The following is a 23,140-nucleotide window of genomic DNA, read 5'->3' as shown; positions in this document are numbered from 1 at the left end:
TGGCTTAGCCTTTTCCGCCACGCTTCAGATGTTCATCCAGACGCGGCATGATTTCCACGAAATTGCACGGCATATGGCGATAGTCGAGCTGCGCCTTCAATATTCCGTCCCAGGCATCCTTGCAGGCGCCGGGAGAGCCCGGCAGCACGAAGATGAAAGTGGCATTGGCAACGCCGCCGGTCGCGCGGGACTGAATGGTCGAGGTGCCGATCTTGTCGTAGGAAATCCGGTGGAAGACTTCTGAAAAGCCATCCATGCGCTTTTCAAACAGCGGTTCCAGCGCCTCCGGTGTCACATCCCGTCCGGTAAAACCGGTCCCGCCGGTTGTGATCACCACATCGATGTCATCGGATTTCGTCCAGGCTTCCACCTGCGCATAGATCAGTGCCTTGTCGTCGGTGACGATGGTGCGGTCCACCAGTCGGTGACCGGCCTCTTCGATCCGGGCGGCCAGCGTATCTCCGGATTTATCGTCGGCAAGCGTGCGGCTGTCGGAAATGGTCAAAACCGCGATGCCGACGGCAATGAAGGGACGTTCGTCGTTGATCCGGCTCATGCTGCATCTCCCGCCATTGTCGTCGTTGCCGCAAAGTACCAGTCGGGCCTTCTGCGCGATAGGCTATCTGCTGCGGCTTGTGCTGCGACAAAATCACTGTAGATGCCAAAGCAACTGGCACCCGAACCGGACATGCGCACCAGTTCAGCACCACTGTCGGCCATCCGTTCTGACAGCGCTGATATATCCGCCAGCAATGCGCGTGCGGGCGGCTCAAGATCATTGCGCAGATCAGCTAGCCACGCGATCCAGTCACCCGTCGACGCGTTCTGAGGACTAGCGCCAGCCGGCGGATTGGTCTTGGTCGTCAGTTGCTGGAAGATCGCAGGCGTAGAGACACCCTTCAACGGGTTCCCGAGCACCACGGCAAAGGCCGGCATGTGAGAAAGCGGTTGCAGCATGTCACCGATGCCGCTCACACGAAGCGGTCGGGATGTCATGCACATGGGCACGTCGGCCCCCAGTCTTACGGCAAGTGCCGATAGCACATCGCCCTCAATCTCTGCCTGCCACAGCTGCAGCAACCCTCTGATGGCGGCCGCCGCATCCGCAGACCCGCCACCGATTCCGGCAGCCACCGGCAGGTTCTTCTCTAACGTGATCGCGACAGGTGGCGCCGGATGACCGGAAGCAACAAGGGCCTCACGCAGAAGATCGCGTGCCTTCAAAACGAGGTTTTGCGCTTCCGGTTCGGCGGATAACAGCGGCCCAAAACGACCCTCCAGATGAAAGCTGTCGGTCTTGGCAGGTGAAAATGTCAGCTGATCGCCCAGCGCGGCAAATGTCACGATACTGTCGAGCAGATGATACCCATCCGCACGCTGGCCGGTGACATGCAGGCAAAGATTGATTTTGGCCGGTGCAGTTTCCCGCACCGTGCCATCCACGGGGCTTGGACGCTCCGTCATGATATCAGGACTTCTTGTCCACTTCGCCTTCCACTGGCGCTGCGTCGGCAGGTTTTTCCGCGGTCGTGCCCGCATCGTCCTTCACCGGCGGCAATCCATCGGCGATCTTGGCCTCGAGCTCTGGAATAAGCGTCGCTTCAGGCTCGGATGCCAGTGCCCGCTTCCACTGATATACGGCTTCGAGCTTGCGGCCGACGCGCCAATAGGCATCGCCGAGGTGGTCGTTGATGGTGGCGTCGCCTGCCTTCAACTCGATCGCGCGTTCCAGTTCGGTCACGGCGTCATCGTATTTTTCCAGGCGGTAGTAAGCCCAGCCAAGCGAGTCGACGATGTAACCGTCATCAGGCCGCAGTTCGACAGCCTTGCGGATCATGTCCAGCCCCTCATCGAGGTTGCGGTTCATGTCCACCCAGGAATAGCCGAGATAGTTGAGGACCTGCGGCTGATCGGGGCTGAGTTCCAATGCCTTGCGGAAATTCGGCTCTGCCTTGTCCCATTCTTTCAACCGTTCATAGGCAATGCCGCGCTGGAAGAAGACAGGCCAATGCACCCGGTTCGGTGCAGGGCCGATCTCGTCTACGGCCGTGTCGTAATTGGCGGCCATGGCCTTGTAGTCCTTGGCGTCCGACAACACGCTGCCATAAGCCAGATAGCTGCGGAAATTCTTCGGATCGGACTCGATCAGCTCCGCCAGATGCTTGCGTGCCTCGTCGATCTTGCCGTTCTGCGCCAGTGCCAGACCCAGCTGCATTTCTGAAATCCGCGCCATGGGCGAAGTATCCGGCACGGACTGGTAGTATTTGATCGCCTGTTCCGGCTGATCGTTCTTTTCGGCAATCCCGGCCAGTAGGATCAGCGTGTCGGCAGCCTTTGGCGCCAGCGCATGGGAAAACTGCAGGTAAAGCGTCACCGTGTCTTCGGCGCCCGGGCGGTTCAAGGCACCGCCAACGGAAAACAGCACAGCGGCCGCCCCTTCCGTTGCAGTGCTGACGACCGGTTTTGGCTTCTCGCCTGCGTTGATCTGATCGCGCATCGCCTTGAAGGGCGCGTAATCGCGGATCATCGCGTCGCCGATGGAAATGGCGTCCAGCGCCTTCTGCTTGTTGCCCTGAGATGCTTCCAGCGTCGCAAGGGCAATCACGGCACGGCTGAAGGTGTCGGTCGCAGTCGCCCCGCCGTCTCGATCGGTCACGGCCTCATTCAGGTGGCGACGCGCGGTATCGACATCGCCCAGCATGGCTGCAGCAACACCGGCATTGTAGTTCTTGAAGATGGCATACCATGGCGGACCGTCGAGATCGTCCATCATGGCCAGCGCTTGCTTGCCTTTGCCGGCACCAAGCTTTGCCCAGGCAACCAGAAGCGAATTCATCAGGCGGTCGAGATCGTTGGGGCCGTCATAGGCGAGCAGCTTTTCAGCCGCGTTGAACTCACGACTCCGGATGGCGTCAAGCCCGCGCGCAACGGCGGTCACCCGTTCTACCGCAGCATCGTTTTTCAGATCCTTGGCGTATTTCACGCCCTGATCGAAATCGCCCTTCATGAAATGCGCCAGCATCAGCCTCTGGCGAATTTCCACATTGCCGGGGTCCAGATCGAGAGCCTTCTTGTAGAAGACAACAGCGTTGACGAAATCGCGATCGGCATCGGCCGTGCGGGCAGCGAGAAACGCGCCTGAAAACGTGTCGATATCCGAAGGGTCGAAATCGCTGGTGTCGACCGAAGCCTTTGCGTCCCCGGCAGCAAAAGCGTCCATCTGGCCGGGTGCCAGCCACAAGAGGGCAGCGAAGGTTGCACTGGAAAGAAGACGGATGGCAAGTCTTTGCCGCATGAAAAAGCCTTTCAACAAGCGAGCGCCGGGCTCAGCCGGTGAGGTGAGTCGCGAGAGGCGAACTGATTCCGCAACACAATGGCTTTTTTGAAGCCGAGCCGCAAGGCAATGCCACGCCCGGCCCGTCAATTCACACGGGCCACGCAGAAATCGATCACCTCCATCAGGGCATCCTTGCAGGCCCCGTCCGGAACCGGTGCCAGAGCATCGCGGGCAATGGTCCCGTAATGCAGCGCGCGGGCGATTGTGTCGTTCAGACTGCCATATTTTGTGATCAGGCCGAGTGCCTTTTCAAGCTGGGCATCATCCGCATTGCCGCCCTCGATCGCGTCCTTCCAGAAGGCGCGTTCTTCCTTGGTGCCACGGCGATAGGCGAGAATGACCGGAAGGGTGATTTTGCCCTCGCGGAAGTCGTCGCCGGTGTTCTTGCCAAGGTCGGCAGATTTGCCGCCATAGTCCAGCACATCGTCAACCAGCTGGAAGGCGAGGCCCAGATTCATGCCGTAGGATTTGAGCGCATTGCGACTGGCTTTGTCGACGCCTGCAATGATCGGTCCGACTTCCGAGGCTGCGGCAAAAAGCGCAGCCGTCTTGGCGCGGATCACCTGAAGGTAGTCGTCCTCGGTGGTTTCCATGTTCTTGGCGACCGACAGCTGTAGCACCTCGCCTTCGGCAATCACGGAAGCGGAGGTGGCAAGCACGTCCAGAGCATCGAGCGAACCGACTTCCACCATCATCTTGAAGGCCTGGCCGAGCAGGAAGTCGCCCACCAGAACGCTTGCCTGGTTGCCCCAGATCATCCGCGCCGTCGACTTGCCGCGCCTAAGATCGCTTTCGTCCACCACGTCGTCATGCAGCAGGGTGGCCGTGTGCATGAATTCAACGCTGGTCGCGAGCTTGATATGGCCTTCGCCCTGGTAGCCGAACATCTGGGCTGCCGCGAGCGTCAGCATCGGCCGCAGCCGTTTGCCGCCCGAAGAGATCAGGTGGTTGGCCACTTCCGGGATCATCTCGACATCGGATCCGGCCTTTGACAGGATCAACTGGTTGACCCTGTCCATGTCCGAGCGCGTGAGGTCCACGAGCGGCTGGACAGAAGCCTGTTTGTTTTTGCTTTCGCCAAGCGGTATGACAACGCCCAATTTAGGCCACTCCTATTCACATGATTGAGCCGGACAATAATAAATGGCTCCGTCGCACGGCAAGAGGCGATTTGTCTCGTTGCACTCTAAAAAGGCGGTTTTTGCAGGAAATGCGTGAACTCATCCGAACCAATGACCCCGTTCTGCTCTCCTTTGCGGAAAGCCTTATGAAGGAAGTGGGCATTCACCACATGATTGCCGATCAGGCGACCAGCATCATAGAGGGATCTCTCGGCATGTTGCCGCGTCGTTTTCTGGTGGAGGAGGACCGCGCCGACGAGGCGCGCGCGATTTTGCGCGATGCGGGTCTTGAGGCGGAATTGAGAGACGAGGTGTGAAAGCGGTGTTCTATTTGGGTTCAGGGGTGAGGAGCGTCTCGTTTTCGGTAGTGCGGCGCGGGACCTGCCACTCGAAGTCCTGCCGCACATCGTCAGACTCCGTCGGCTCGAAGAGAGCTGGCCCATCGCGCCGTGCCGATATCTCCACCTGTGGGGGAGATGCCCGGCAGGGTAGAGGGGGGCTTTCCGATCTGACTTCAAAGTCGAGGCGTCCCCAATGAGCTTGCCGGCCGAAACCACCGCTGAGCATACCGTCGACGCCTTCCACCGCGGCGGCTTCCATCTGGTTCAGCCCAAGGGTCGCGGGCATCGGGCAGGCATTGATGCGATGTTGCTCGCGGCACTGGTCGATGCCGATCGACCGGTGAGGGTGGCCGACCTCGGTGCGGGAGCCGGCGCGGCCGGTCTGGCGGTTGCCACCCGGTTGCCGCAGGCGTCCGTCACCCTTGTCGAACGCTCCGCCGAGATGGCCGACTATGCCCGCCGCAGCCTTGTTCTGGTCGAAAACGCCCATCTGGCTGACCGCATCGCCGTTATCGAGAGCGATGTCACGCTCACCGGCAAAGCACGGGCTGAGGGCGGTCTTGAGAATAATGCATTCGACCATGTGATCATGAACCCGCCCTTCAATGACGGCGCGGATCGTGTCACGCCGGATGCGTTGAAGGCCGAAGCCCATGCCATGACCGAGGATCTGTTTGAAACCTGGATCCGCACGGCAAGTGCCATCACGGTCTCGGGCGGGCAATTGTCGCTGATCGCAAGGCCGCAATCCCTGGCTGAGATCATTGCCGCCTGCGGACGCCGCTTTGGCGGATTGCAGATCACGCCTGTGTATCCGAGGCGCGGTGAAAACGCAGTGCGTATTCTGGCAACGGCGATCAAGGGGTCTCGGGCAAGGCTGTCCTTGCGCGCGCCTTTGCTGATGCACGACGATCCCGAAAGCCATCGCTTTGCAGCCGACATTGATCGGTTGATCAATGGCCGGGTGGCATACCGACGCGCTTGAAACACTACATTGCGGCACCTGACAGGAAATCGATCACCAGCTTCACATTGAGCAGGCTGATGAGACCGGCGATCAGGAGAGCGATGCCAGACAGCCAGCGTGGTGAGACCAGTGCGCCCATCTTCATGCGGTTGGCGGTCATCGTCACCAGCGGGAAAACCGCAAAGGGAAGTTGAAGGCTCAGTACCACCTGGCTCAGGATCAGCAATTCGGCAGTTCCGCTCTCGCCGTAGAGAATGGCAACGGCGCCGGCTGGTATGATCGCCAGACCTCGCGTGATCAGGCGCCGCACCCATGGCCTGACGCGAATATTGACGAACCCCTCCATCACGATCTGGCCGGCAAGGGTTGCCGTTGCTGTCGAATTCAGGCCGCTGCACAAAAGGGCTACGCCGAACAGAATTGGTGCCAGTGAACTTCCAAGCAAAGGGGCAAGCAACGCATGGGCATCGCCAAGCTCGGCCACTTCATGATGGCCGCTCTGATGAAATGCCGCTGCGGCGAGGATCAGGATTGCGGCATTGACCAGAAAGGCAAAGGTCAGCGCCAGCGTGGAGTCGATGGTGGCGAAGGTCAGCGCCTCGCGCTTGCCCTTCGGGGTCTGCTCGATATGGCGTGTCTGCACAATGCCGGAATGCAGGTAGAGATTATGCGGCATCACTGTTGCGCCGATAATCCCGATGGCGATGTAGAGCATGTCCGGATTGAGCACGACCTCGCGGTCCGGCAGGAAGCCCGCAGCCACATCCGACCAGTCTGGATTGGCAAGCGCCAGCTGCACGGCGAAACTGCCGCCGATGATCGCTGTGAGCGTAATGACGAAGGCTTCAATCCAGCGAAACCCAAGTCTCTGCAGCATCAGGATGATGAACACGTCGAGTGCGGTGATCAGTACGCCGATCTCCAGCGGAATGCCGAAGATGAGCTTGATGCCAATGGCTGTGCCGATCACCTCGGCAATGTCGGTCGCGACGATGGCGACCTCCGCCAGAAGCCACAGCATGATGCCCGCAGGCCTGGAATAGGTATCGCGACAGGCCTGTGCCAGATCGCGCCCGGAGGCGATCGCAAGCCGGGCGGACAGCGACTGCAACAGCACCGCCATAAGGCTGGAAAGCAGAATGGCAACCAGAAGCGTATAGCCGTAGCGCGAGCCGCCGGCGAGAGACGTCGCCCAGTTTCCGGGATCCATGTAGCCGACCGCCACCAGATAACCCGGACCCAGAAACGCCATGGCCCTTCGCCAGAACGGACGGCTGCTGACAACGGGAATGGAGCCATGAACATCCGCCATTGGCGGCTCGCCGCGCGCCCTGCGCCAGCCCCCGGCATTTTCCTCTTCGGCTAGCGCCTGCACGTCCGACATGATTGCCCATTGGAATTGAATGCGAATAAGTTGCAACTAAGCTAGTGCAAAGGGCAGTATGCTGCAAGGTCTATGGTTGCATTGCACAATGCGCGCCTGAAGTGCTGCCCATTGCGTTTCGCGCCCAAATACATACATCAGCAAGCAAGAGCCGGGCCGGGATGAGGATCACAACTCTGATCGCTGAATTATTCCGTCAACGGCATGGAACGACAATGCGGTCTGCTGCGCTATGACCATAGGCGCGGTATCGACCGCAACAAGGAGATAGAGATGGCCGGATTTATGACGCGTTACTTGCCCCAGCGGTTTCGCAAGACTGGAACTGTAATTCCGGTTATCCGTATGCAGGGCGCGATCATGAGCGGCGGCGGGAAATTCAAGACGCAACTCAATCTGGCAAGCGTCGCCCCCGGTCTGGAAAAGGCTTTCACCCGCAAGAAATCGCCGGCCGTCGCCATTATCATCAATTCGCCCGGTGGCTCGCCCGTCCAGTCGCGCCTGATCTTTGAGCGCGTGCGCACACTGGCGGAAGAAAACAACAAGAAGGTTCTGGTTTTCGTGGAGGATGTCGCAGCCTCCGGCGGTTATATGATTGCCCTTGCTGGTGACGAGATCTTTGCCGATCCAACCTCGATTGTCGGCTCAATCGGTGTGGTGTCAGGCGGCTTCGGCTTCCCCGAACTCCTGAAGAAGATCGGCGTCGAGCGCCGCGTTTACACAGCCGGCGAAAACAAGGTGATCCTCGATCCCTTCCAGCCGGAAAAGGAAAGCGACATCGAATATCTGAAGTCGCTGCAACTCGAGATCCATCAGATCTTTATCGACATGGTCAAGGACCGCCGTGGCAGCAAGCTTTTGGATGACGGCAACCTGTTCTCCGGCCTGTTCTGGACCGGCACCAAAGGACTTGAGCTTGGCCTGATCGACGGCATTGGCCATATGCGCACCATCCTCAAATCGCGCTACGGCAAGGACACCAAACTCGAACTCGTCAGTGGTGCGCGCGACTTTTTCGGTCGACGTACACCTGGAATTTCCGCAATCTGTCCTGAACAAATCGCCGCAGCCGGTGCCTCCGGTCTTGCAGAGGCGATGGAGGAAAAGGCACTCTGGAGCCGGTTCGGGCTCTGACAACGGCTGGGGGATAGATGCCGCAGATTATCTTGTTACTGTTGCTGGTGGGTGCTGGAATGCTGCTGTATCGCCGCTTCATCGCCGACGCCCAGAAGCTGCAGAAGCGCTCGGAGCGCGAAGAAAAAGAGCGCGAAACGGGCGCCGTTGGAACATTGGTAAAAGACCCGGAAACCGGAGAATACCGGGTCAAGCGGGACGACGAATAGCTTACGCCCTCTGAACGGTCGATATGACAGGGCGACGCGTGATTGCGTTGCAATAGATTGATCGAGCGGAACGCCCGCGCCTGAGGGTCGGCGCAGGCGGGTCTAGAATGGCGGACATCAAAACCGGGTGGTAAGGTCCGTCAGCCAGGCCGGCGATGCATCGACCAGAGTTGCCTCGAGCCGTTTGTCTGCCCCCGACAGGATCAGCACGCCCAGGAGTAACAGCACGATCCCGAATGCGCCTTTCAACACCTTGCCGGCATTCAGCATCCGGTCGCGCATGCGGTTGAACACATCGCGCGACAGCATGCCAAGCAGCAGCAGCGGCAGGGCCGCACCAATGCCGAATGCCAGCATCGTGGCAGCCACCTGACCCAGGTTCTCGCCTTGCGCCGCCATCAGCGAGGCGGCCCCCAGCGTCGGGCCCACACAGGGGCTCCACACCAGGCCCAGCAGCAGGCCGATGCCGAACTGGCCCTGCCAGCCCTCGCCATCGCCCCCGAAGCGGCGTTCGCTCCAGTTGCCAAGCGGGCCGGCCGCCAGCGCCAGTCGCGACTGCATGGATGGGACCAGCAGGACGGCTCCCAGAGCAATCATGATCAGCGCACCGATGTAACGGAAGAAGCCGAGATCGAAACCCAGGCTAAAGCCGATCAGCGCCACGAACATGCCAACCGCCACGAAGGACACCGCAAGACCGACGGCAAGTGCCACAGGTCCCAAGCGATGTTTGCCCGATGCCGTTGCCAGCACGATCGGCACCAGCGGCAACACGCAGGGCGACAGGATTGACAAGACGCCGGCAAGGCCAGCCAGGAAGATCGTGGTGATCATGGTTTGGCCGAAAGCGTCGACTTGAACAGGTTTTCGATGGATTGAGGCTTGGTGTCGCCGACCGAGCGTCCGGTTTCGGTTTCGCCGTTAAAGGCAATCAACGTCGATTGCATATTGGCCCCAAGCGCGCGCACCACGTCCTTCTGGTCATCGAAATTCACTTCGAACACGGTGACCGGCTCAAGGTCGGACGAGGTTGTCAGCGCCTGAATGATCGGCTTTTGCGCGCGGCATGTCGGGCACCAGCTTGCGGTGATGTCGACGACGATTGCGTCGCCCGCCTTTTGAGCAGCTTCGAATGCACCCTGTTCATAGGGCTTGATTTCGCCTGCAAAAGCGCTGGAAAAAGCGACTGCTGAAAGGGCTGTGGCGGCAAGGCCGGTCAGGATCTTGGATCGAAATGACATCTGGAGGTCTCCTTCGCATTGATGTTGAGCGCCTCCCGGTCGCAACCCTGGAAGACACCAGTCCGCCATGCTGTGCCCGCAAGCATCATGGCTTCATCGACGGTTACGCATTCATCCGGCCCATTGTTACATCTTCCCTAAGACACGTTTCCGTGTTTCCCGGGTGAAAGCGTAGCCCACGGGATAGCGTGTCAGACTTGACCCTGCCGCTGCACCGTGGCACCAGACGCCAAACAGATCCTCACAAGTCGGACAGTTATCCATGACCACCACGCTTGCACCCCATATGGACCCGAAGCGCTCGTTCCAGGCGCTGATCCTGACGCTTCACAATTATTGGGCGGACAAGGGTTGTGCCGTGCTGCAGCCCTACGACATGGAAGTGGGCGCTGGTACCTTCCATCCGGCAACGACATTGCGTGCGCTCGGGCCAAAGCCCTGGAAGGCCGCCTACGTGCAGCCCTCGCGCCGGCCGTCTGACGGTCGCTATGGTGAAAACCCCAACCGTCTTCAGCATTATTACCAGTATCAGGTCATCCTGAAGCCCAATCCGTCCAACCTGCAGGAACTCTATCTCGGCTCGCTGGCGGCAATCGGTCTCGACCCGCTGCTGCACGATATCCGCTTCGTCGAGGACGACTGGGAAAGCCCGACACTGGGCGCCTGGGGTCTCGGCTGGGAATGCTGGTGCGATGGCATGGAAGTTTCGCAATTCACCTATTTCCAGCAGGTTTGCGGCATCGAATGCTCGCCCGTTGCCGGCGAACTGACCTATGGTCTGGAGCGTCTGGCCATGTATGTGCAGGGCGTCGACAACGTCTACGACCTCAACTTCAACGGCCGCGAGGGTGACGAGAAGATTTCCTACGGCGACGTCTTCCTGCAGGCCGAGCAGGAGTATTCCCGCCACAATTTCGAATTCGCCAATACCGAAATGCTGCATCGCCACTTCATCGATGCAGAAAGGGAATGCAAGGCGCTGCTGGAAGCCGGTGCTCCGGGCGAAAACGACAACCAGCGTCTGCACAAATGTGTCTTTCCCGCCTACGACCAGTGCATCAAGGCATCCCACGTCTTTAACCTTCTGGATGCCCGTGGCGTGATCTCGGTGACCGAGCGTCAAAGCTATATCCTCAGGGTCCGCACGCTTGCCAAGGCCTGCGGCGAAGCCTTCCTGATGACCGATGCCGGCGGTGTGAATTTCGGCAAGGCTGCCTGAACCGCCAAAACAGAATGTCGCCTGACGGTTTCCCGTCAGACGACATCCATGCTCGCTTGGAGAGGATCAGACAAGGTCACATATCCCGCAACGGCCCCCGTCGGAAGTTGCTTGGAGTAGATCTGCAGGGTCCGCCGAGTACCACAGGGTTCCACTCTCTGCATTGCAACTGCATAGTCGAAAAACAACGACAGAAACGCCGCCATATTGATCACATGCGTAGCGGTAGACATTCCTCGTTCCCCGCTATTCCAGCCATTTCGGGCTTCCGGTACTGGGAGGGACCCGTCCGCCTTGGGTCCCCTGCAGTTCCTTGCCACGAACGATTACCAAGTTAGCTGCGTCGAGAAAAAAGCGGTATCCCGCGAACTGCCTAGCAAGATCTTTGTATAGCGAAGCGCGCGCCCTGTGATTTGCGCGTTGCATCCACAGTCCGAACCACTGGGTGTCGCAGGAATGTTTCAGACCGGCCAGCGAGGATTGCGTGATTTTGATGCGTTGAGACAGCAAGATACGCGAAACCATGTGGGGCAGACCTGTTCATCCGGCCCGTCCGCCCCTATAGGTCGTTGTCGAGGGCGCGTCTTGAGATGACATCCATTTCCGTTGCGCCTATTGTCCCGCTGCTCATTTCGCCGGAGAAGCCCGATGTATATTACGCTTGCAGTCCTGGCCGTTCTCGCCGTCTATGCGGTCATTGTCTATAACGGACTGGTCAAGTCCCGGCAGATGACAGAGGAAGCCTGGTCCGGCATCGACGTTCAGTTGAAACGCCGTGCCGATCTCGTTCCCAATCTGATCGAGACCGTGAAGGGCTATGCCACCCACGAAAAGCGGACGCTGGAAGAGGTGGTCGAGCTTCGCAATCGCGCGCAGGGCGTGCCATCGGGCGATGTCGAGGGCAGGGCTGCTGCCGAAGGCATGCTGTCCCAGGCACTCGGACGCGTCATGGCGCTGGCTGAAGCCTATCCCGACCTCAAGGCCAATCAGAACTTTCTCGAATTGCAGCGCTCGCTGGAAACCATCGAGGGCGAGATCCAGATGTCGCGCCGCTACTACAATGGTGCGGCCCGTGATCTGAACGTCAAGGTCGACAGCTTTCCGTCCAATCTGGTGGCGCGTAATTTCGGTTTCACCAAGGCCGGCTATTTCGAAATTGCCAATGATGCCGATCGCGCGGTTCCAGCCGTGAAATTCTAATACCGGGCTGCAAGGCCCGTTTTGAGACCTGATATGACAACTGACAAACTGACCATCATTCCGCCTGGCCATCCATTGACCGGCCGCGTGAGCCCTCCCGGCTCGAAATCCATCACCAATCGCGTGCTGCTTCTGGCAGGCCTTGCCAAGGGCACGAGCCGGCTCACCGGTGCGCTGAAAAGCGATGATACCCGCTATATGGCAGACGCCCTGCGCGCCATGGGCGTCACGGTCGATGAGCCCGATGACACCACATTCGTGGTCACAAGCAGCGGTGAACTCACGCAGCCTGAAGCGCCGCTCTTTCTCGGCAATGCCGGAACCGCCACCCGCTTTCTCACCGCCGCATTGGCGTTGGGCAAGGGGCGCTATGTGGTCGATGGCGACGAGCATATGCGCAAGCGCCCGATCAAGCCGCTCGTCGATGCCTTGAACGCTCTCGGCGTCAAGGCGGACGCCCCGACCGGTTGCCCGCCCGTCACCATCGATGCCACAGGCCAGTTTGCCAGCCATCGTGTGGTGATCGATGCAGGGCTCTCCAGCCAGTATGTGTCGGCGCTCTTGATGGTGGGCGCCTGTGCGTCCGACCCTTTCGAGATCGAGCTGGCCGGTGCCGAGATCGGTGCGCGCGGCTATGTCGACCTGACGTTGTCGGCCATGCGCGCCTTTGGAGCAACGGTCACCCAGCCGACATCGGCCTCCTGGCGCATTGCGCCAACCGGTTACACCGCCGCCGACTATCACATAGAACCGGATGCCTCGGCCGCCACCTATCTTTGGGCTGCCGAAGTGCTGACAGGCGGCGCGATCGACATTGGCACCGCGACAGCCGATTTCACCCAGCCCGATGCCAAATCGCAGGCCTATATGGCGCAGTTCCCGAATATGCCGGCTGAGATCGATGGTTCGCAGATGCAGGACGCCATCCCCACCCTTGCGGTGTTGGCGGCGTTTAACCGAACGCCGGTGCGCTTTGTCGGTATCGAGAACCTGCGCGTGAAGGAATGCGACCGCATCAGAGCCCTGTCGACCGGCCTCAACAATATTCGCGATGGCCTGGCAACGGAAGAGGGCGATGATCTGGTGATCGCCTCGGATCCGGACCTTGCCGGCCAGACCCTTCCAGCCGATATCGACACCTTCGCTGACCACCGGATTGCCATGAGCTTTGCGCTTGCAGGCCTGAAGATTGCCGGCATCACCATTCTAGATCCGGGCTGTGTGGCGAAAACATATCCGGCCTACTGGAACGCACTGGCGTCACTCGGCGTTGAATATGCTGGCACTGACGGGGGAACTTTATGACCGGCTAGGCATTAATTCCCCGGATCGGCGCGCTTCCGCGCGCCTGGAATTTCAGGAGTAATGCTTATGAGCCGCAGCAATGGCCTTTATCTCATCATCGGTGCGCTGGCCGTCGTCGTCATTGGTCTGGCCACCTATGTCTATCAGGAAGAAACCGAGCCAAAGGGCGTCGAGCTGAGCATCGGCAAGAACGGCCTGTCCGTCGAAGAAAAATAACAGGCGAACGATCTGCCTGCATGTCAGGTAGCCGCGTTTCATGTTTCAATCCCCCTTGTCTGCGCCCTATAAGGGGACTGCAACAAGGGGGATTTTATTGATGAGACCTGTTTTCGGCCTCGTGCTGGCACTGCTTTTGAGCCTGGTCGGGCCGCTATCGGCATCCGCCGAAGAATTCATCAAATCCTATCATGCCGACATCGCCGTCCGTCCGGATGCCTCCTTGCATGTTACGGAAACGATTACCGTCAATGCCGAGGGGCGCGACATCCGCCGCGGCATCTTCCGCGACTTCCCGCTGTTTGCGCGCGATGCCGACGGCAAAGTGGTACGTGTCGATTTCGATCTCTCTTCCGTCACCCGCGACGGCGAGCCTGAGGCCTTTCACACCGAGAGCATCAGTGGCGGCATTCGCATTTATGCCGGCGACGAGAATGTCTGGCTCGACAACGGCCTGCACACCTATAAGATTACCTACGACACCAGCCGCTGGATTGCCCGTTACGACGACCAGGATGAGCTCTACTGGAACGTCAACGGAACTGGCTGGCAGTTCCCGGTCCGCGAGGTCTCCGCAACCGTCACCTTGCCGGGCGATGCTGCGCCCACGCAGGCCGATTATTTCACCGGCGGTTACGGCGCGGAAGGCAAAGACGCCCGCGCGCGCATTACCGGGAGCAGCGCGCGGTTCGAGACGACCAGGCCGCTGGGGCCAAACCAGGGGCTCAGCATCATTGTTGGCATCCCCAAGGGTGTGCTGGCGACGCCCACCGATGCCCAGCGTACATGGTGGTTCTTCCGCGACTACAGCAATGTCATCATCGGGTTTGGCGGGCTGCTCGTCGTCGGGCTTTATTACCTGCGTGCCTGGCGTGCGGTGGGGCGAGACCCGGCAAGAGGCATTGTCGTGCCGCGCTGGGACGCACCCGATGACCTGTCCCCGGCGCTGGTCAACTATGTCGACAACAAGGGATTTTCCGGCTCGGGCTGGACGGCCTTTTCCGCATCCGCCATCGATCTCGCGGTCAAGGGATTGCTGGAACTGGACGATCTCGACAAGACCTTGATCATGCGCCGCACGACTGCCGAGCCCAAGGCCGATCTGCCGCCGGGGCAGCTGAGCCTGCTCAATTCGGTTGGACCGCCCGGATCGAGCCTGACCGTCGACAAGGCCAATGGCGAGACGGTGCAAAAGATCGGTGTGCGGTTTCGCAGTGCCATCGAAAAGGAACATCGCAACAAATACTACAAGCATAATCTGGGATATATCGCAGGCGGCGTCGCCTTGAGCGTCTTGGCACTGCTCAGCCTTTTCATCTTTGGCTGGATTTCCGAAACCTCCATCGGCTTCATGGTGATGGCGGTGTTCGTCGGCTTTTTTGCAGGCGGCATCGCAGTCGCCTTCGGCAAGGAACTGCGCTCGGCATCCATGGTCAAGAAGATCGTGATCATTGCGGCCCTTGGCATCATTCTCTTTGTCGGGGTCATGATTGGCGGCCTCATCATAGCCAGTATGCTGACCGAGCTGGAGGGCATACAGCAGATTGCAGCTGTCATTGCCTTTGGCGGCATCGCTCTTCTCAACGTGCTGTTTTTCTTCCTCATGGGCGCACCGACCCCGCTGGGTCGCAAGCTGATGGACGGGATCGAGGGCTTGCGGCTTTATCTGACGCTGGCTGAAAAAGACCGCATGAACATGCAGGGCTCGCCCACCATGTCGCCGCGCCATTTCGAAACGCTTTTGCCATATGCCGTGGCGCTCGGCGTGGAAAAGCCCTGGACCCGAGCCTTCGAGGCCTGGCTTGCAACGGCGGCCGCGGGGGTTGCTGCGGCAAGCTATAGTCCGCTCTGGTATCACGGCGGCAATATGGGCGGCTTCTCCGACCGCATCGGCGGATTTTCCTCCTCCATGGCCTCGACTATCTCGTCTTCGCTACCCGCTCCCAAGGCAAGCTCTGGCGGTGGCGGTGGCTTTTCCGGCGGTGGCGGCGGCGGCGGCGGCGGCGGTGGCTGGTGAGGCGGGAGTGAGAACGTGTTCGGCTTGAGCAAATCCGCCGACAGGTATCTTGCCATCGCAGCAACGGTTGCGAGCCTCCTGTTGCTGGCTGCCTTCTTCACAAATGATGCCTTTTTCGAATGGGCATTCAATCGCCATCGGAACACGGCCTCGTGGGTCGCTCGTCCGCTGCTGCTTCTGCCAATGTGTTACTGCGCATGGAAAAGATCGTTCGGCGGGATCGGTGTCTGCATTTTTGCTTTGTTGAGCTCGATGTTCTGGTTTCCGGCACCTGTCGAACCGAGAGAGGATGTGACGGCCTTCCTCGCGATGGAGCGCGCCTTGCTTCGCGCAGGCTGGACCTGGTCAAACCTATCCGGACTGATCGCGGTGATGGTGTATGCCGCAGCTCTGCTGACGGCCTTCTGGCATCGCTCGTGGAAGCTCGGACTAGGAGTTGCCATAATAGGTGCCGTCGGCAAGATCGCCTGGAGCCTTGTTTTCAGTCCGCAGGCGGGCAGTGCCGTCATACCTTATGCTGTGGGTGGGGCGCTTATTCTGGCTGCCGTCGTTTTCCTGTCGCGCAAGCATTTGCCTTAGGGTCTGCTGGCTCCTTATCGGTTTTTCCTGCTTTTCGGATGACAACAGGCTTAGGCCTTGCTAAGTCCGCCGCAGCTTTTCTGTCCATTGAAAAAGACATTGTCCCATGCCCGATCTTCTTATCGAACTCCGCTCCGAGGAAATTCCAGCCAGCATGCAGCGCAAGGCCGCAGGCGACCTGAAGGCGCTGGTCACAGGTGCGCTGGTTGAGGCGGGGCTCAATTATGAAGGCGTCAAGGAATACTGGACGCCTCGTCGTCTGACACTGGATATCCGCGGCCTGTCGGCCCGCTCCGCCGATGTGCGTGAGGAAAAGAAGGGCCCCCGTGTCGATGCACCGGAAAAGGCCATCGAAGGCTTCCTGCGTGGGGCTGGCCTGTCCGACATTTCCGAAGCCGTGGTGCAGAGCGATCCGAAGAAGGGCGAATTCTACGTTGCCTTCATCGACAAGCCCGGCCGTGCTGCCCAGGAGATCGTCACCGAGGTAATGCCCGGCATCATCCGCACATTCCCGTGGCCACGCAGCATGCGCTCAGGCGCGGCCTCCAGCCCCCGGGGCTCGAGCTATAACGGCATTGAAGGCAAGGGCTCGGAAAGCCTGCGCTGGGTGCGCCCGCTGCAATCGATTGTCTGCACCTTCGGCATCGAACACGACGAAACCGAAGTCATCCCCTTCGAGGTCGACGGCATCACGGCCTCCAACGTCACCTATGGCCACCGCTTCCATGCGCCTGAAGCCATCACCGTGCGCCGCTTCGACGATTATGCCGCCAGCCTGGAAAAGGCCAAGGTCGTGCTCGATGCCGAGCGCCGCAAGGAAATCATCGCCCAGGATGCGGCCAACCTGGCCTTCGCCAATGGGCTGGATCTGGTCGAGGATGCGGGCCTTCTGGAAGAGGTCGCAGGCCTCGTCGAATATCCGAATGTGCTTCTGGGTACCTTCGAGGAGAGCTTCCTGGCGATCCCGCCGGAAATCATTCGTCTGACGATCAAGACCAACCAGAAATGCTTCGTCACCCGCCCGACCGGCGAGACGGACAAGCTCTCCAACCACTTCATCCTCGTCTCCAACATCGAGGCAAAGGATGGTGGCAAGGAAATCATGCACGGCAATGGCAAGGTGGTGCGCGCGCGCCTCTCCGACGCTTTGCATTTCTGGAACCGCGACCAGGGCAATCTGCCCGATCTCGGCGATCTCGAAGCCTCGGCTGCGAAATTCGATCTGGACCTCACCAAGCCGCTCGACCAGCGCATGGCCAAGCTCGATGCGCTCAACGTCACCTTCCACGCCAAGCTCGGCTCGCAAGGTGACCGCGTCGCGCGTATCCGCGAACTGGCCAAGATGCTGGCGCCGGTCGTTGGCGCCGATCCAGCGCTCGTGGATCGTGCCGTGGTGCTCGCCAAGGCCGATCTGCGCACCGAAGCCGTCGGCGAATTCCCCGAGCTTCAGGGCGTCATGGGCCGGAAATATGCCGTGCTGCAGGGTGAAGACCAAAGCGTCGCGGCTGCCATCGAGGACCACTACAAGCCGCAGGGCCCGTCCGACCGCCTGCCGGAAGACAAGGTTGGCCTGACGGTGGCGCTCGCCGACAAGCTCGATACGCTGGTGGGCTTCTGGGCCATCGACGAAAAGCCGACCGGCTCGAAAGATCCTTACGCGCTTCGCCGTGCAGCGCTCGGCGTCGTGCGCATGATCTTGGAGCGCGGCGTTCGGGTGCCGTTGCTGACGGTGGTCAAGGACGCCGATCTCCTCTCCTTCTTCCATGATCGCCTCAAGGTCTATCTGCGCGATCAGGGCGCCCGCTATGACATTATCGATGCCGTGCTGACGCCGGATGCCGACGACCTGTTGATGGTGGCCCGCAAGGCCGAGGCGCTGACGGCCTTCATCACCTCGGAAGATGGGCTCAACCTGCTGGCCGGCACCAAGCGCGCCACACAATTGCTGGCCGCCGAAGAGAAGAAGGGCACTGTGGTTGCCGATGGCGTGTCGGAGGTGCTGTTGAAGCTGGATGCTGAAAAGGCACTGGCGACTGCGGTCAAGGCCGCGACGGACGAAGCAGCAAAGGCGGTCGCCAAGGAAGACTTCCGCTCCGCCATGCAGGCGCTCTCGACGCTGCGCGTTCCGGTCGACACATTCTTCGAGGACGTGCTGGTCAACGACGAAGACACCGCCATCCGCGCCAATCGTCTGGCTCTTCTTTCAGCCATCCGCGAGGCGACGGGCACCGTGGCAGACTTCTCCAAGATCAGCGGATAATAAAAAGGCCCGGTGATCCGGGCCTTCTGCTTTGTGCTTCTGTGCCTGCTCAGGCCGGCAGGCGCTTGTCGTAATCGTCTTTCAGGCTCGCCCAGTGTGCCCAGAAGTCCGGGCGTGCCTTGCCGTTTGTCACGGCCACGAGCGCGTCGAGATGGGCGTGCCAGCCGGCGGAAACCATCAGCAGCATGGCGCGGTTAGCAACGCGGCGATGGGTGATGGTGAGCAGCACGTTCTCGCCTTTTTCAACAAGCGCAAACGCCACCTCGCCATTGTCTCCCCAGGTGAAAACCAGTGTATTGGGAGGATCGACCGCGACGATGCGGCTTTTCATGCTGTGCTCCGCCCCGAAATCTTCCGGGCGCGGGGTGGCTGGACCGTCGACGAGATTGTCGTTTCGCCAGGTGAGTTCGAAATCCGCACCGTTTTCAAGCTCCATCTCGCCGGAGGCGAGCCATTGGCTGCGCAGTTCGCTGTCGGTCAGATAGGACCAGACGCGCGAGATCGGGCCCGGCAATATGCGCCGGATCATCAGTGTGGTCGGGTCCTCAAGGGTCCCGTAGTCGTCACGCATGCTCATGTCGTTCATGTCTGCTTTCCTTCTTCGGGTGGGGTCTTCTGAGATTTGTCGTCCTGGCGCAGCAATTGCTCGAGCACATCGAGACGGCTGTTCCAGAAGCGTTCGTAATGGCGCAGCCACGCATGGGCGGCGCCCAGTGGCTGTGGTGCCAGCCGGCAGATATGGGTCCGGCCGCGGATTTCGCGGCGAACGAGTCCCGCATTCTCCAGCACCTTGATATGTTTGGATGCCGCCGCAAGCGACATCTCGTAGGGGTCGGCCAGCTGGCTCACAGTCTGTTCGCCATCGGCAAGTGCATTCAGCATCCGGCGGCGTGTGGTATCGCCGAGTGCGTGAAAGACGGTATCGAGTTGGGATGCGATTAATTCAACCATATGGTTTAATATAAATGGATTGAGCGAATAGTCAACCGAATGGTTTAATAAATTGCAGCATTCTCTCCCGGACCCGCTTGCTGCCGATGCCCTGCGCGTCTTAGAAAAGCCCATGACCGGAAAAATTCTCATCAGTGCCTGCCTGCTTGGTCGTCCCGTTCGCTATGACGGCAAGGGCAAGCTGCTCGCCCATCCGGCCATCGAGCGTTGGCGCAAGCAAGGCCGGCTTGTCGGTTTCTGTCCCGAGCAGGCCGGTGGTCTGCCCACGCCCAGACCTCCGGCCGAGATCGAAGGCGGCTTCAGCGCTGAAGATGTGCTGGCGGGCAGGGCGCGGGTCGTGGAAGTGACCGGCGCGGATGTGACAGAGGCCTTTATTGCCGGAGGTCGTAAGGCCGTGGACATGGCTCGCAATGCCGGTTGCCGCTATGCGCTGCTGATCGATGGCAGCCCGTCTTGCGGATCGGGCTTTATCTATGACGGTAGCTTTACCGGAAAAAGACATGCAGGCGAGGGCGTCACGGCCGCGTTGATGCGAGAGGCCGGTATCGAGGTTTTCTCTGACAACCAGGTCGATGAACTGGTGGAGCGTTTGAACATGGATGAAGCCGACCCGGCAATCTGATGCCTCTCGTTACGCTTTGGGGTCTCACGCAATTCAGCGGAAAGGAAAGGACGGCATGTCGTTTTCAAACCGTCAGTCACGTCAGCGGCATGGCATAGCGACAACAGGACCTGCAGCGTGGCAGGCAAGGCAGCAATGTCGGCGCGCGCGGATCCGCCCAAACTTTCAGTGGATGAGCCGGCAATGACACGCAACCTCTCCGACGTTCCAGACTGGATCTATCTCCTTCGCGAGTTCGAAACGCTCTATCGCTATGGCTCCGCCGGTGGCAGCAAGGCCATTCGCAGCCACCGCAAGCGGGTGCGCGATGCCCTGTCGGCCATCATCGACGCCAATCCGGAGATCGTCGAGCGCGACGTCGAGACCAGACCGGTCGTTCAGCATTTCGGCCGCGCCATCGATATAGGCAGCCGCAATGTCATGGCAGGACTCAGTCGCGCCTTGTCGCGGCTCGAACATCAACTCACCTGGGAATTCGGCTATGAGCGCGTGCCAAAGCCGCTGGAACGCAAATATGCCTATTGCGAGGTCTTGGGCCCCAAGGGACCGATCAAGGCGGATAATCTGATCCTGGGTTTCGTGCTCTTTGCACCCAATACCACCTATCCGCAGCACAGCCACAAGGATATCGAGGAAAGCTACATCTCGATTGCCGGGGCATGGTCGGAAAACGACAGCGCCGTCTATGCGCCGGGCTCGCTGATCCTCAACCGCTCCGATCACGAACACCGTATCACCACCGGTGAATTCGAGCCATGTCTGCTGGCCTATGCCTGGATCGGGCCGATAGAGCGTCTGGCCTATCCGGGGATGAAATTTACGGCCATTCGAAAGCCCAAGCCACCAGGCCTTGCTCCACTCGATTGAACTGTCCTGGCTGTAAAAAAAAAGGGCCGCCGGACATATGTCTGGCGGCCCTTATGGCAGGCGGTGGATCTAAGGCAGGGTCAGCTTGCGCGGCGCATCTGCTGGGCTGCATGGTGCAGACCGCTTGTGGATGCACTCGAGACCTTGAAGCCGCGGATGAGGTTCAGAAGTTCCTCGGTATCGGCAGCCAGTGTCTCTGCCGATGCCGTGGTTTCTTCGGCCATGGCGGCATTCTGCTGCGTGGTCGTATCCAGCTGGTTCATCGACGAGGCAATCGAGCGCAGCGTTGTATCCTGCTCCGATGCCGAATGGGCGATCTTGGTTACGATATCCGAGGCTGACTTGATCTGGTCGGAGATACGCTTCAGCGCTTCGCCGGCCTGACCGACCAGTTGCACGCCGTTTCCAACTTGGTCCGAAGAGGTCGAGATCTGTTCCTTGATCTGCTTTGCCGCGGCGGCCGAACGCTGGGCCAGTTCACGCACTTCCTGGGCAACGACCGCAAAGCCCTTGCCGCTTTCGCCGGCACGCGCAGCTTCGACACCGGCATTCAGCGCCAGAAGGTTTGTCTGGAAGGCGATATCCTCGATCACGCTGATAATGCTGGCGATCTGGGTTGAGGACTGTTCGATGCCGGTCATGGCATTGATGGCAGCCGTGACGACCCCATCCGACTTGTCCGCTTCGGAGGAAACGCTGACAACCCGCTTGGCGGCTTCCTTGGCACCATCTGCCGTCTGGCGAACGGCAACCGTCAGCTCGTCGAGAGCAGCCGATGTTTCTTCCAGATTGGCGGCCTGACGCTCGGTCCGCTGCGACAGCTCGTTCGAAGCCCGGCGGATTTCTTCCTTGGAGCCACTGATGTCGATGCCCTTGGCATTGACCTTGCCCATGGCCGCTTCGAGGTGATCCATCGCCTCGTTGAAATTGCCGCGAAGGGTTGCGTATTTCTGGCCGAGGTCGGCGCAACGCACGGTCAGGTCGCCCTTTGCCAGCTGTTCAAGGCTGGCACCGATGGTGGAGACCACATGGGCCTGCTGCTCGGCTTCTGTGCGCTGCATGGCCGCATTCTGCTGGCGTTCGCTATCGAGCAGCGTCTGCTGTTCCGTCTGGCGTGCCACCATGGCATGGCGCTCGCGCACCTTTTCCTGCAGCGATTCCGTGGCTTTCGCCATCATCCCGACTTCATTGCCCATGTCGGTATGCGGGATCTTGATGCTGACATCCTCGTCAGCCACGGCCTCAAGCGACTTGTGGATCGCTGCCAGCGGCTTGGTGATGCCGCGGATCACGAACCAGGCGGCAAAAAGGACAACGGCAAGAACGCCGCCGCCGATGCCAACGGCCTTGAACACCATGCCGCGGATCTGTGCCTGCAGGTCATCGACATAGACGCCGCTGGCAAGAACGAGCCGCCATGGCTCGAAAGCCTTGGCATAGGAACTTTTCAGATAGTTGCCCGTTGGTTGGCCTGGCTTGACGGTGCTGTAATAGTCGACGATGCCTCCACCGGCCTTGCCGACAGAAACCATCTCGTCGCGATACAAATGCCCGGTCTGGTCTCCCTTGCCCTTGCCGGCTTCGCCGATCTTGCTGGCAACAGGGTGGATGCGCATGACGATGTCATAGTCATAGGCAAAGATATAACCGTCCGGATTATACTTGATTGTCGTGATTTCGCGGAAAGCCTGCTTTTGGGCTTCCTCTTCTGTGAGCTCGCCGGACACTTCGCGGTCGTAGAAAGACTGCATGATCGAAAGTGCAGACTCGACCTGCGAGCGCAGCATGCCGTAACGCTCGGCATAGATCGCGGTCGTCGCCATCTGGATCTGATAGTAGACGAGCCCGGCCGTGCCAACGACCAGAGCCATCACCAGCAGGAAGAGCTGGCGGGAAATCTTCATGTTCTTCATCAAAGGGCCTCTGAGAGGAAAACTGAAATTGTCGGGGGTGAGATGCGGACTAATCATGAGACGCATATCGAAGCGATGCATGGGGCCCGGCCATCATTGCCGTCAGCATTTTCCATTCGTCGATAAGGTTACGACCTAAAAGAAAATGATTTACTAAAATATTCGGACCTAAAAAAGATAGGTTTCCCAGGTCGTCTGTCTGATCAAACAGGAAAAGTTGCATTGGCACGCATCATATACGGCGTGCCTTGCACCAC

Annotated in this window: 23 protein-coding genes; 13 read left to right on the top strand and 10 right to left on the bottom strand. The window is 59.8% G+C overall.

All coding sequences use genetic code 11. From position 1 onward, the window contains the following. Positions 1 to 4: 4 nt before the first annotated feature. The 4 genes from moaB to ACQQ2Q_RS03765 form a co-directional block, all read right to left on the bottom strand. Positions 5 to 556 carry a molybdenum cofactor biosynthesis protein B gene (gene moaB, locus ACQQ2Q_RS03780; RefSeq protein ID WP_428185684.1) on the bottom strand — a complete coding sequence of 184 codons (552 nt, stop codon included), beginning with the start codon at positions 554 to 556 and terminating at the stop codon, positions 5 to 7. Continuing rightward, on the bottom strand, positions 553 to 1,464 hold the full coding sequence (locus tag ACQQ2Q_RS03775; protein WP_428185683.1) for a 4-(cytidine 5'-diphospho)-2-C-methyl-D-erythritol kinase: 912 nt from the start codon (positions 1,462 to 1,464) through the stop codon (positions 553 to 555). The genes moaB and ACQQ2Q_RS03775 overlap by 4 nt, the downstream gene beginning before the upstream one ends. Before the next feature lie 4 nt (positions 1,465 to 1,468). After that, positions 1,469 to 3,295, bottom strand: a complete 1,827-nt coding sequence (locus ACQQ2Q_RS03770) for a tetratricopeptide repeat protein (RefSeq protein WP_428185682.1) — start codon at positions 3,293 to 3,295, stop codon at positions 1,469 to 1,471. 125 nt (positions 3,296 to 3,420) lie between these two features. After that, positions 3,421 to 4,437, bottom strand: a complete 1,017-nt coding sequence (locus tag ACQQ2Q_RS03765) for a polyprenyl synthetase family protein (protein ID WP_428185681.1) — start codon at positions 4,435 to 4,437, stop codon at positions 3,421 to 3,423. Positions 4,438 to 4,547: 110 nt separating this feature from the next. Here ACQQ2Q_RS03765 and ACQQ2Q_RS03760 point away from each other — a divergent pair, with 110 nt between their 5' ends. Continuing rightward, positions 4,548 to 4,775: a DUF2007 domain-containing protein gene (locus ACQQ2Q_RS03760; RefSeq protein ID WP_428185680.1), complete on the top strand. Its 228-nt coding sequence runs from the start codon at positions 4,548 to 4,550 to the stop codon at positions 4,773 to 4,775. Between the two features lie 217 nt (positions 4,776 to 4,992). Beyond that, a complete protein-coding gene (locus ACQQ2Q_RS03755) occupies positions 4,993 to 5,784 on the top strand; it encodes a tRNA1(Val) (adenine(37)-N6)-methyltransferase (protein ID WP_428185679.1) in 792 nt (263 codons plus the stop codon). A 4-nt stretch (positions 5,785 to 5,788) separates the two neighbouring features. On the opposite strand, the gene ACQQ2Q_RS03750 is transcribed toward ACQQ2Q_RS03755, so the two are convergent. Next, on the bottom strand, positions 5,789 to 7,150 hold the full coding sequence (locus ACQQ2Q_RS03750; RefSeq protein ID WP_428185678.1) for an Nramp family divalent metal transporter: 1,362 nt from the start codon (positions 7,148 to 7,150) through the stop codon (positions 5,789 to 5,791). Positions 7,151 to 7,423: 273 nt separating this feature from the next. On the opposite strand from ACQQ2Q_RS03750, the gene ACQQ2Q_RS03745 reads away from it, so the two are divergent. Both ACQQ2Q_RS03745 and ACQQ2Q_RS03740 read left to right on the top strand, forming a co-directional pair. After that, positions 7,424 to 8,284 carry a S49 family peptidase gene (locus tag ACQQ2Q_RS03745; protein WP_428185677.1) on the top strand — a complete coding sequence of 287 codons (861 nt, stop codon included), beginning with the start codon at positions 7,424 to 7,426 and terminating at the stop codon, positions 8,282 to 8,284. A 17-nt stretch (positions 8,285 to 8,301) separates the two neighbouring features. After that, positions 8,302 to 8,493 (top strand): hypothetical protein, encoded by a 192-nt coding sequence (locus ACQQ2Q_RS03740; RefSeq protein WP_428185676.1) that lies wholly within the window; start codon positions 8,302 to 8,304, stop codon positions 8,491 to 8,493. Positions 8,494 to 8,610: 117 nt separating this feature from the next. Here ACQQ2Q_RS03740 and ACQQ2Q_RS03735 read toward each other — a convergent pair whose 3' ends face one another. Together ACQQ2Q_RS03735 and ACQQ2Q_RS03730 are read right to left on the bottom strand one after the other, a co-directional pair. Further along, positions 8,611 to 9,327, bottom strand: coding sequence for a cytochrome c biogenesis CcdA family protein (locus ACQQ2Q_RS03735; protein WP_428185675.1), 717 nt, complete (start codon positions 9,325 to 9,327; stop codon positions 8,611 to 8,613). Then, on the bottom strand, positions 9,324 to 9,734 hold the full coding sequence (locus ACQQ2Q_RS03730) for a thioredoxin domain-containing protein (protein ID WP_428185674.1): 411 nt from the start codon (positions 9,732 to 9,734) through the stop codon (positions 9,324 to 9,326). Before ACQQ2Q_RS03730 ends, ACQQ2Q_RS03735 begins: the two co-directional genes overlap by 4 nt. 286 nt (positions 9,735 to 10,020) lie before the next feature. On the opposite strand from ACQQ2Q_RS03730, the gene ACQQ2Q_RS03725 reads away from it, so the two are divergent. The 7 genes from ACQQ2Q_RS03725 to glyS all read left to right on the top strand — a co-directional run bounded on the left by ACQQ2Q_RS03725 (position 10,021) and on the right by glyS (position 18,530). Next, positions 10,021 to 10,953 carry a glycine--tRNA ligase subunit alpha gene (locus ACQQ2Q_RS03725; protein WP_428186474.1) on the top strand — a complete coding sequence of 311 codons (933 nt, stop codon included), beginning with the start codon at positions 10,021 to 10,023 and terminating at the stop codon, positions 10,951 to 10,953. A gap of 648 nt (positions 10,954 to 11,601) precedes the next feature. Then, complete coding sequence (locus tag ACQQ2Q_RS03720) at positions 11,602 to 12,153, top strand: LemA family protein (protein ID WP_428185673.1); 552 nt, start codon at positions 11,602 to 11,604, stop codon at positions 12,151 to 12,153. A gap of 33 nt (positions 12,154 to 12,186) precedes the next feature. Continuing rightward, on the top strand, positions 12,187 to 13,458 hold the full coding sequence (aroA, locus tag ACQQ2Q_RS03715) for a 3-phosphoshikimate 1-carboxyvinyltransferase (RefSeq protein ID WP_428185672.1): 1,272 nt from the start codon (positions 12,187 to 12,189) through the stop codon (positions 13,456 to 13,458). A 66-nt stretch (positions 13,459 to 13,524) separates the two neighbouring features. Next, positions 13,525 to 13,674: a hypothetical protein gene (locus ACQQ2Q_RS03710; RefSeq protein WP_428185671.1), complete on the top strand. Its 150-nt coding sequence runs from the start codon at positions 13,525 to 13,527 to the stop codon at positions 13,672 to 13,674. A gap of 100 nt (positions 13,675 to 13,774) precedes the next feature. Further along, complete coding sequence (locus ACQQ2Q_RS03705; protein ID WP_428185670.1) at positions 13,775 to 15,691, top strand: DUF2207 domain-containing protein; 1,917 nt, start codon at positions 13,775 to 13,777, stop codon at positions 15,689 to 15,691. Positions 15,692 to 15,706: 15 nt separating this feature from the next. Then, positions 15,707 to 16,270 carry a hypothetical protein gene (locus ACQQ2Q_RS03700; RefSeq protein ID WP_428185669.1) on the top strand — a complete coding sequence of 188 codons (564 nt, stop codon included), beginning with the start codon at positions 15,707 to 15,709 and terminating at the stop codon, positions 16,268 to 16,270. A 106-nt stretch (positions 16,271 to 16,376) separates the two neighbouring features. Beyond that, positions 16,377 to 18,530 (top strand): glycine--tRNA ligase subunit beta, encoded by a 2,154-nt coding sequence (glyS, locus tag ACQQ2Q_RS03695; RefSeq protein WP_428185668.1) that lies wholly within the window; start codon positions 16,377 to 16,379, stop codon positions 18,528 to 18,530. Positions 18,531 to 18,579: 49 nt separating this feature from the next. Here glyS and ACQQ2Q_RS03690 read toward each other — a convergent pair whose 3' ends face one another. Both ACQQ2Q_RS03690 and ACQQ2Q_RS03685 read right to left on the bottom strand, forming a co-directional pair. Next, on the bottom strand, positions 18,580 to 19,116 hold the full coding sequence (locus ACQQ2Q_RS03690; RefSeq protein ID WP_428185667.1) for an SRPBCC family protein: 537 nt from the start codon (positions 19,114 to 19,116) through the stop codon (positions 18,580 to 18,582). Beyond that, positions 19,113 to 19,481, bottom strand: coding sequence for an ArsR/SmtB family transcription factor (locus ACQQ2Q_RS03685; protein ID WP_428185666.1), 369 nt, complete (start codon positions 19,479 to 19,481; stop codon positions 19,113 to 19,115). The genes ACQQ2Q_RS03690 and ACQQ2Q_RS03685 overlap by 4 nt, the downstream gene beginning before the upstream one ends. Before the next feature lie 112 nt (positions 19,482 to 19,593). On the opposite strand from ACQQ2Q_RS03685, the gene ACQQ2Q_RS03680 reads away from it, so the two are divergent. Next, positions 19,594 to 20,103, top strand: coding sequence for a DUF523 domain-containing protein (locus ACQQ2Q_RS03680; RefSeq protein WP_428185665.1), 510 nt, complete (start codon positions 19,594 to 19,596; stop codon positions 20,101 to 20,103). A 117-nt stretch (positions 20,104 to 20,220) separates the two neighbouring features. Further along, entirely contained in the window at positions 20,221 to 20,970 is a 750-nt protein-coding gene (locus ACQQ2Q_RS03675; protein WP_428185664.1) for a dimethylsulfonioproprionate lyase family protein, read from the top strand. An 80-nt stretch (positions 20,971 to 21,050) separates the two neighbouring features. Here ACQQ2Q_RS03675 and ACQQ2Q_RS03670 read toward each other — a convergent pair whose 3' ends face one another. After that, positions 21,051 to 22,883, bottom strand: a complete 1,833-nt coding sequence (locus ACQQ2Q_RS03670; protein WP_428185663.1) for a methyl-accepting chemotaxis protein — start codon at positions 22,881 to 22,883, stop codon at positions 21,051 to 21,053. Positions 22,884 to 23,140: the final 257 nt, after the last annotated feature.

Origin of the sequence: Agrobacterium sp. ES01, assembly GCF_050320885.1 — a bacterium.
GTDB lineage: Bacteria > Pseudomonadota > Alphaproteobacteria > Rhizobiales > Rhizobiaceae > Allorhizobium.
This window is presented reverse-complemented; position numbering and strand designations above follow the sequence as displayed.

Bases quoted from the DNA above. Each gene is read 5' to 3' on its own strand.
- moaB (WP_428185684.1), bottom strand. From the start codon at position 556: ATGAGCCGGATCAACGACGAACGTCCCTTCATTGCCGTCGGCATCGCG.
- ACQQ2Q_RS03775 (WP_428185683.1), bottom strand. From the start codon at position 1,464: ATGACGGAGCGTCCAAGCCCCGTGGATGGCACGGTGCGGGAAACTGCA.
- ACQQ2Q_RS03770 (WP_428185682.1), bottom strand. From the start codon at position 3,295: ATGCGGCAAAGACTTGCCATCCGTCTTCTTTCCAGTGCAACCTTCGCT.
- ACQQ2Q_RS03760 (WP_428185680.1), top strand. From the start codon at position 4,548: ATGCGTGAACTCATCCGAACCAATGACCCCGTTCTGCTCTCCTTTGCG.
- ACQQ2Q_RS03755 (WP_428185679.1), top strand. From the start codon at position 4,993: ATGAGCTTGCCGGCCGAAACCACCGCTGAGCATACCGTCGACGCCTTC.
- ACQQ2Q_RS03750 (WP_428185678.1), bottom strand. From the start codon at position 7,150: ATGTCGGACGTGCAGGCGCTAGCCGAAGAGGAAAATGCCGGGGGCTGG.
- ACQQ2Q_RS03745 (WP_428185677.1), top strand. From the start codon at position 7,424: ATGGCCGGATTTATGACGCGTTACTTGCCCCAGCGGTTTCGCAAGACT.
- ACQQ2Q_RS03740 (WP_428185676.1), top strand. From the start codon at position 8,302: ATGCCGCAGATTATCTTGTTACTGTTGCTGGTGGGTGCTGGAATGCTG.
- ACQQ2Q_RS03735 (WP_428185675.1), bottom strand. From the start codon at position 9,327: ATGATCACCACGATCTTCCTGGCTGGCCTTGCCGGCGTCTTGTCAATC.
- ACQQ2Q_RS03730 (WP_428185674.1), bottom strand. From the start codon at position 9,734: ATGTCATTTCGATCCAAGATCCTGACCGGCCTTGCCGCCACAGCCCTT.
- ACQQ2Q_RS03725 (WP_428186474.1), top strand. From the start codon at position 10,021: ATGGACCCGAAGCGCTCGTTCCAGGCGCTGATCCTGACGCTTCACAAT.
- ACQQ2Q_RS03720 (WP_428185673.1), top strand. From the start codon at position 11,602: ATGTATATTACGCTTGCAGTCCTGGCCGTTCTCGCCGTCTATGCGGTC.
- aroA (WP_428185672.1), top strand. From the start codon at position 12,187: ATGACAACTGACAAACTGACCATCATTCCGCCTGGCCATCCATTGACC.
- ACQQ2Q_RS03710 (WP_428185671.1), top strand. From the start codon at position 13,525: ATGAGCCGCAGCAATGGCCTTTATCTCATCATCGGTGCGCTGGCCGTC.
- ACQQ2Q_RS03705 (WP_428185670.1), top strand. From the start codon at position 13,775: ATGAGACCTGTTTTCGGCCTCGTGCTGGCACTGCTTTTGAGCCTGGTC.
- glyS (WP_428185668.1), top strand. From the start codon at position 16,377: ATGCCCGATCTTCTTATCGAACTCCGCTCCGAGGAAATTCCAGCCAGC.
- ACQQ2Q_RS03690 (WP_428185667.1), bottom strand. From the start codon at position 19,116: ATGAACGACATGAGCATGCGTGACGACTACGGGACCCTTGAGGACCCG.
- ACQQ2Q_RS03685 (WP_428185666.1), bottom strand. From the start codon at position 19,481: ATGGTTGAATTAATCGCATCCCAACTCGATACCGTCTTTCACGCACTC.
- ACQQ2Q_RS03680 (WP_428185665.1), top strand. From the start codon at position 19,594: ATGACCGGAAAAATTCTCATCAGTGCCTGCCTGCTTGGTCGTCCCGTT.
- ACQQ2Q_RS03670 (WP_428185663.1), bottom strand. From the start codon at position 22,883: ATGAAGAACATGAAGATTTCCCGCCAGCTCTTCCTGCTGGTGATGGCT.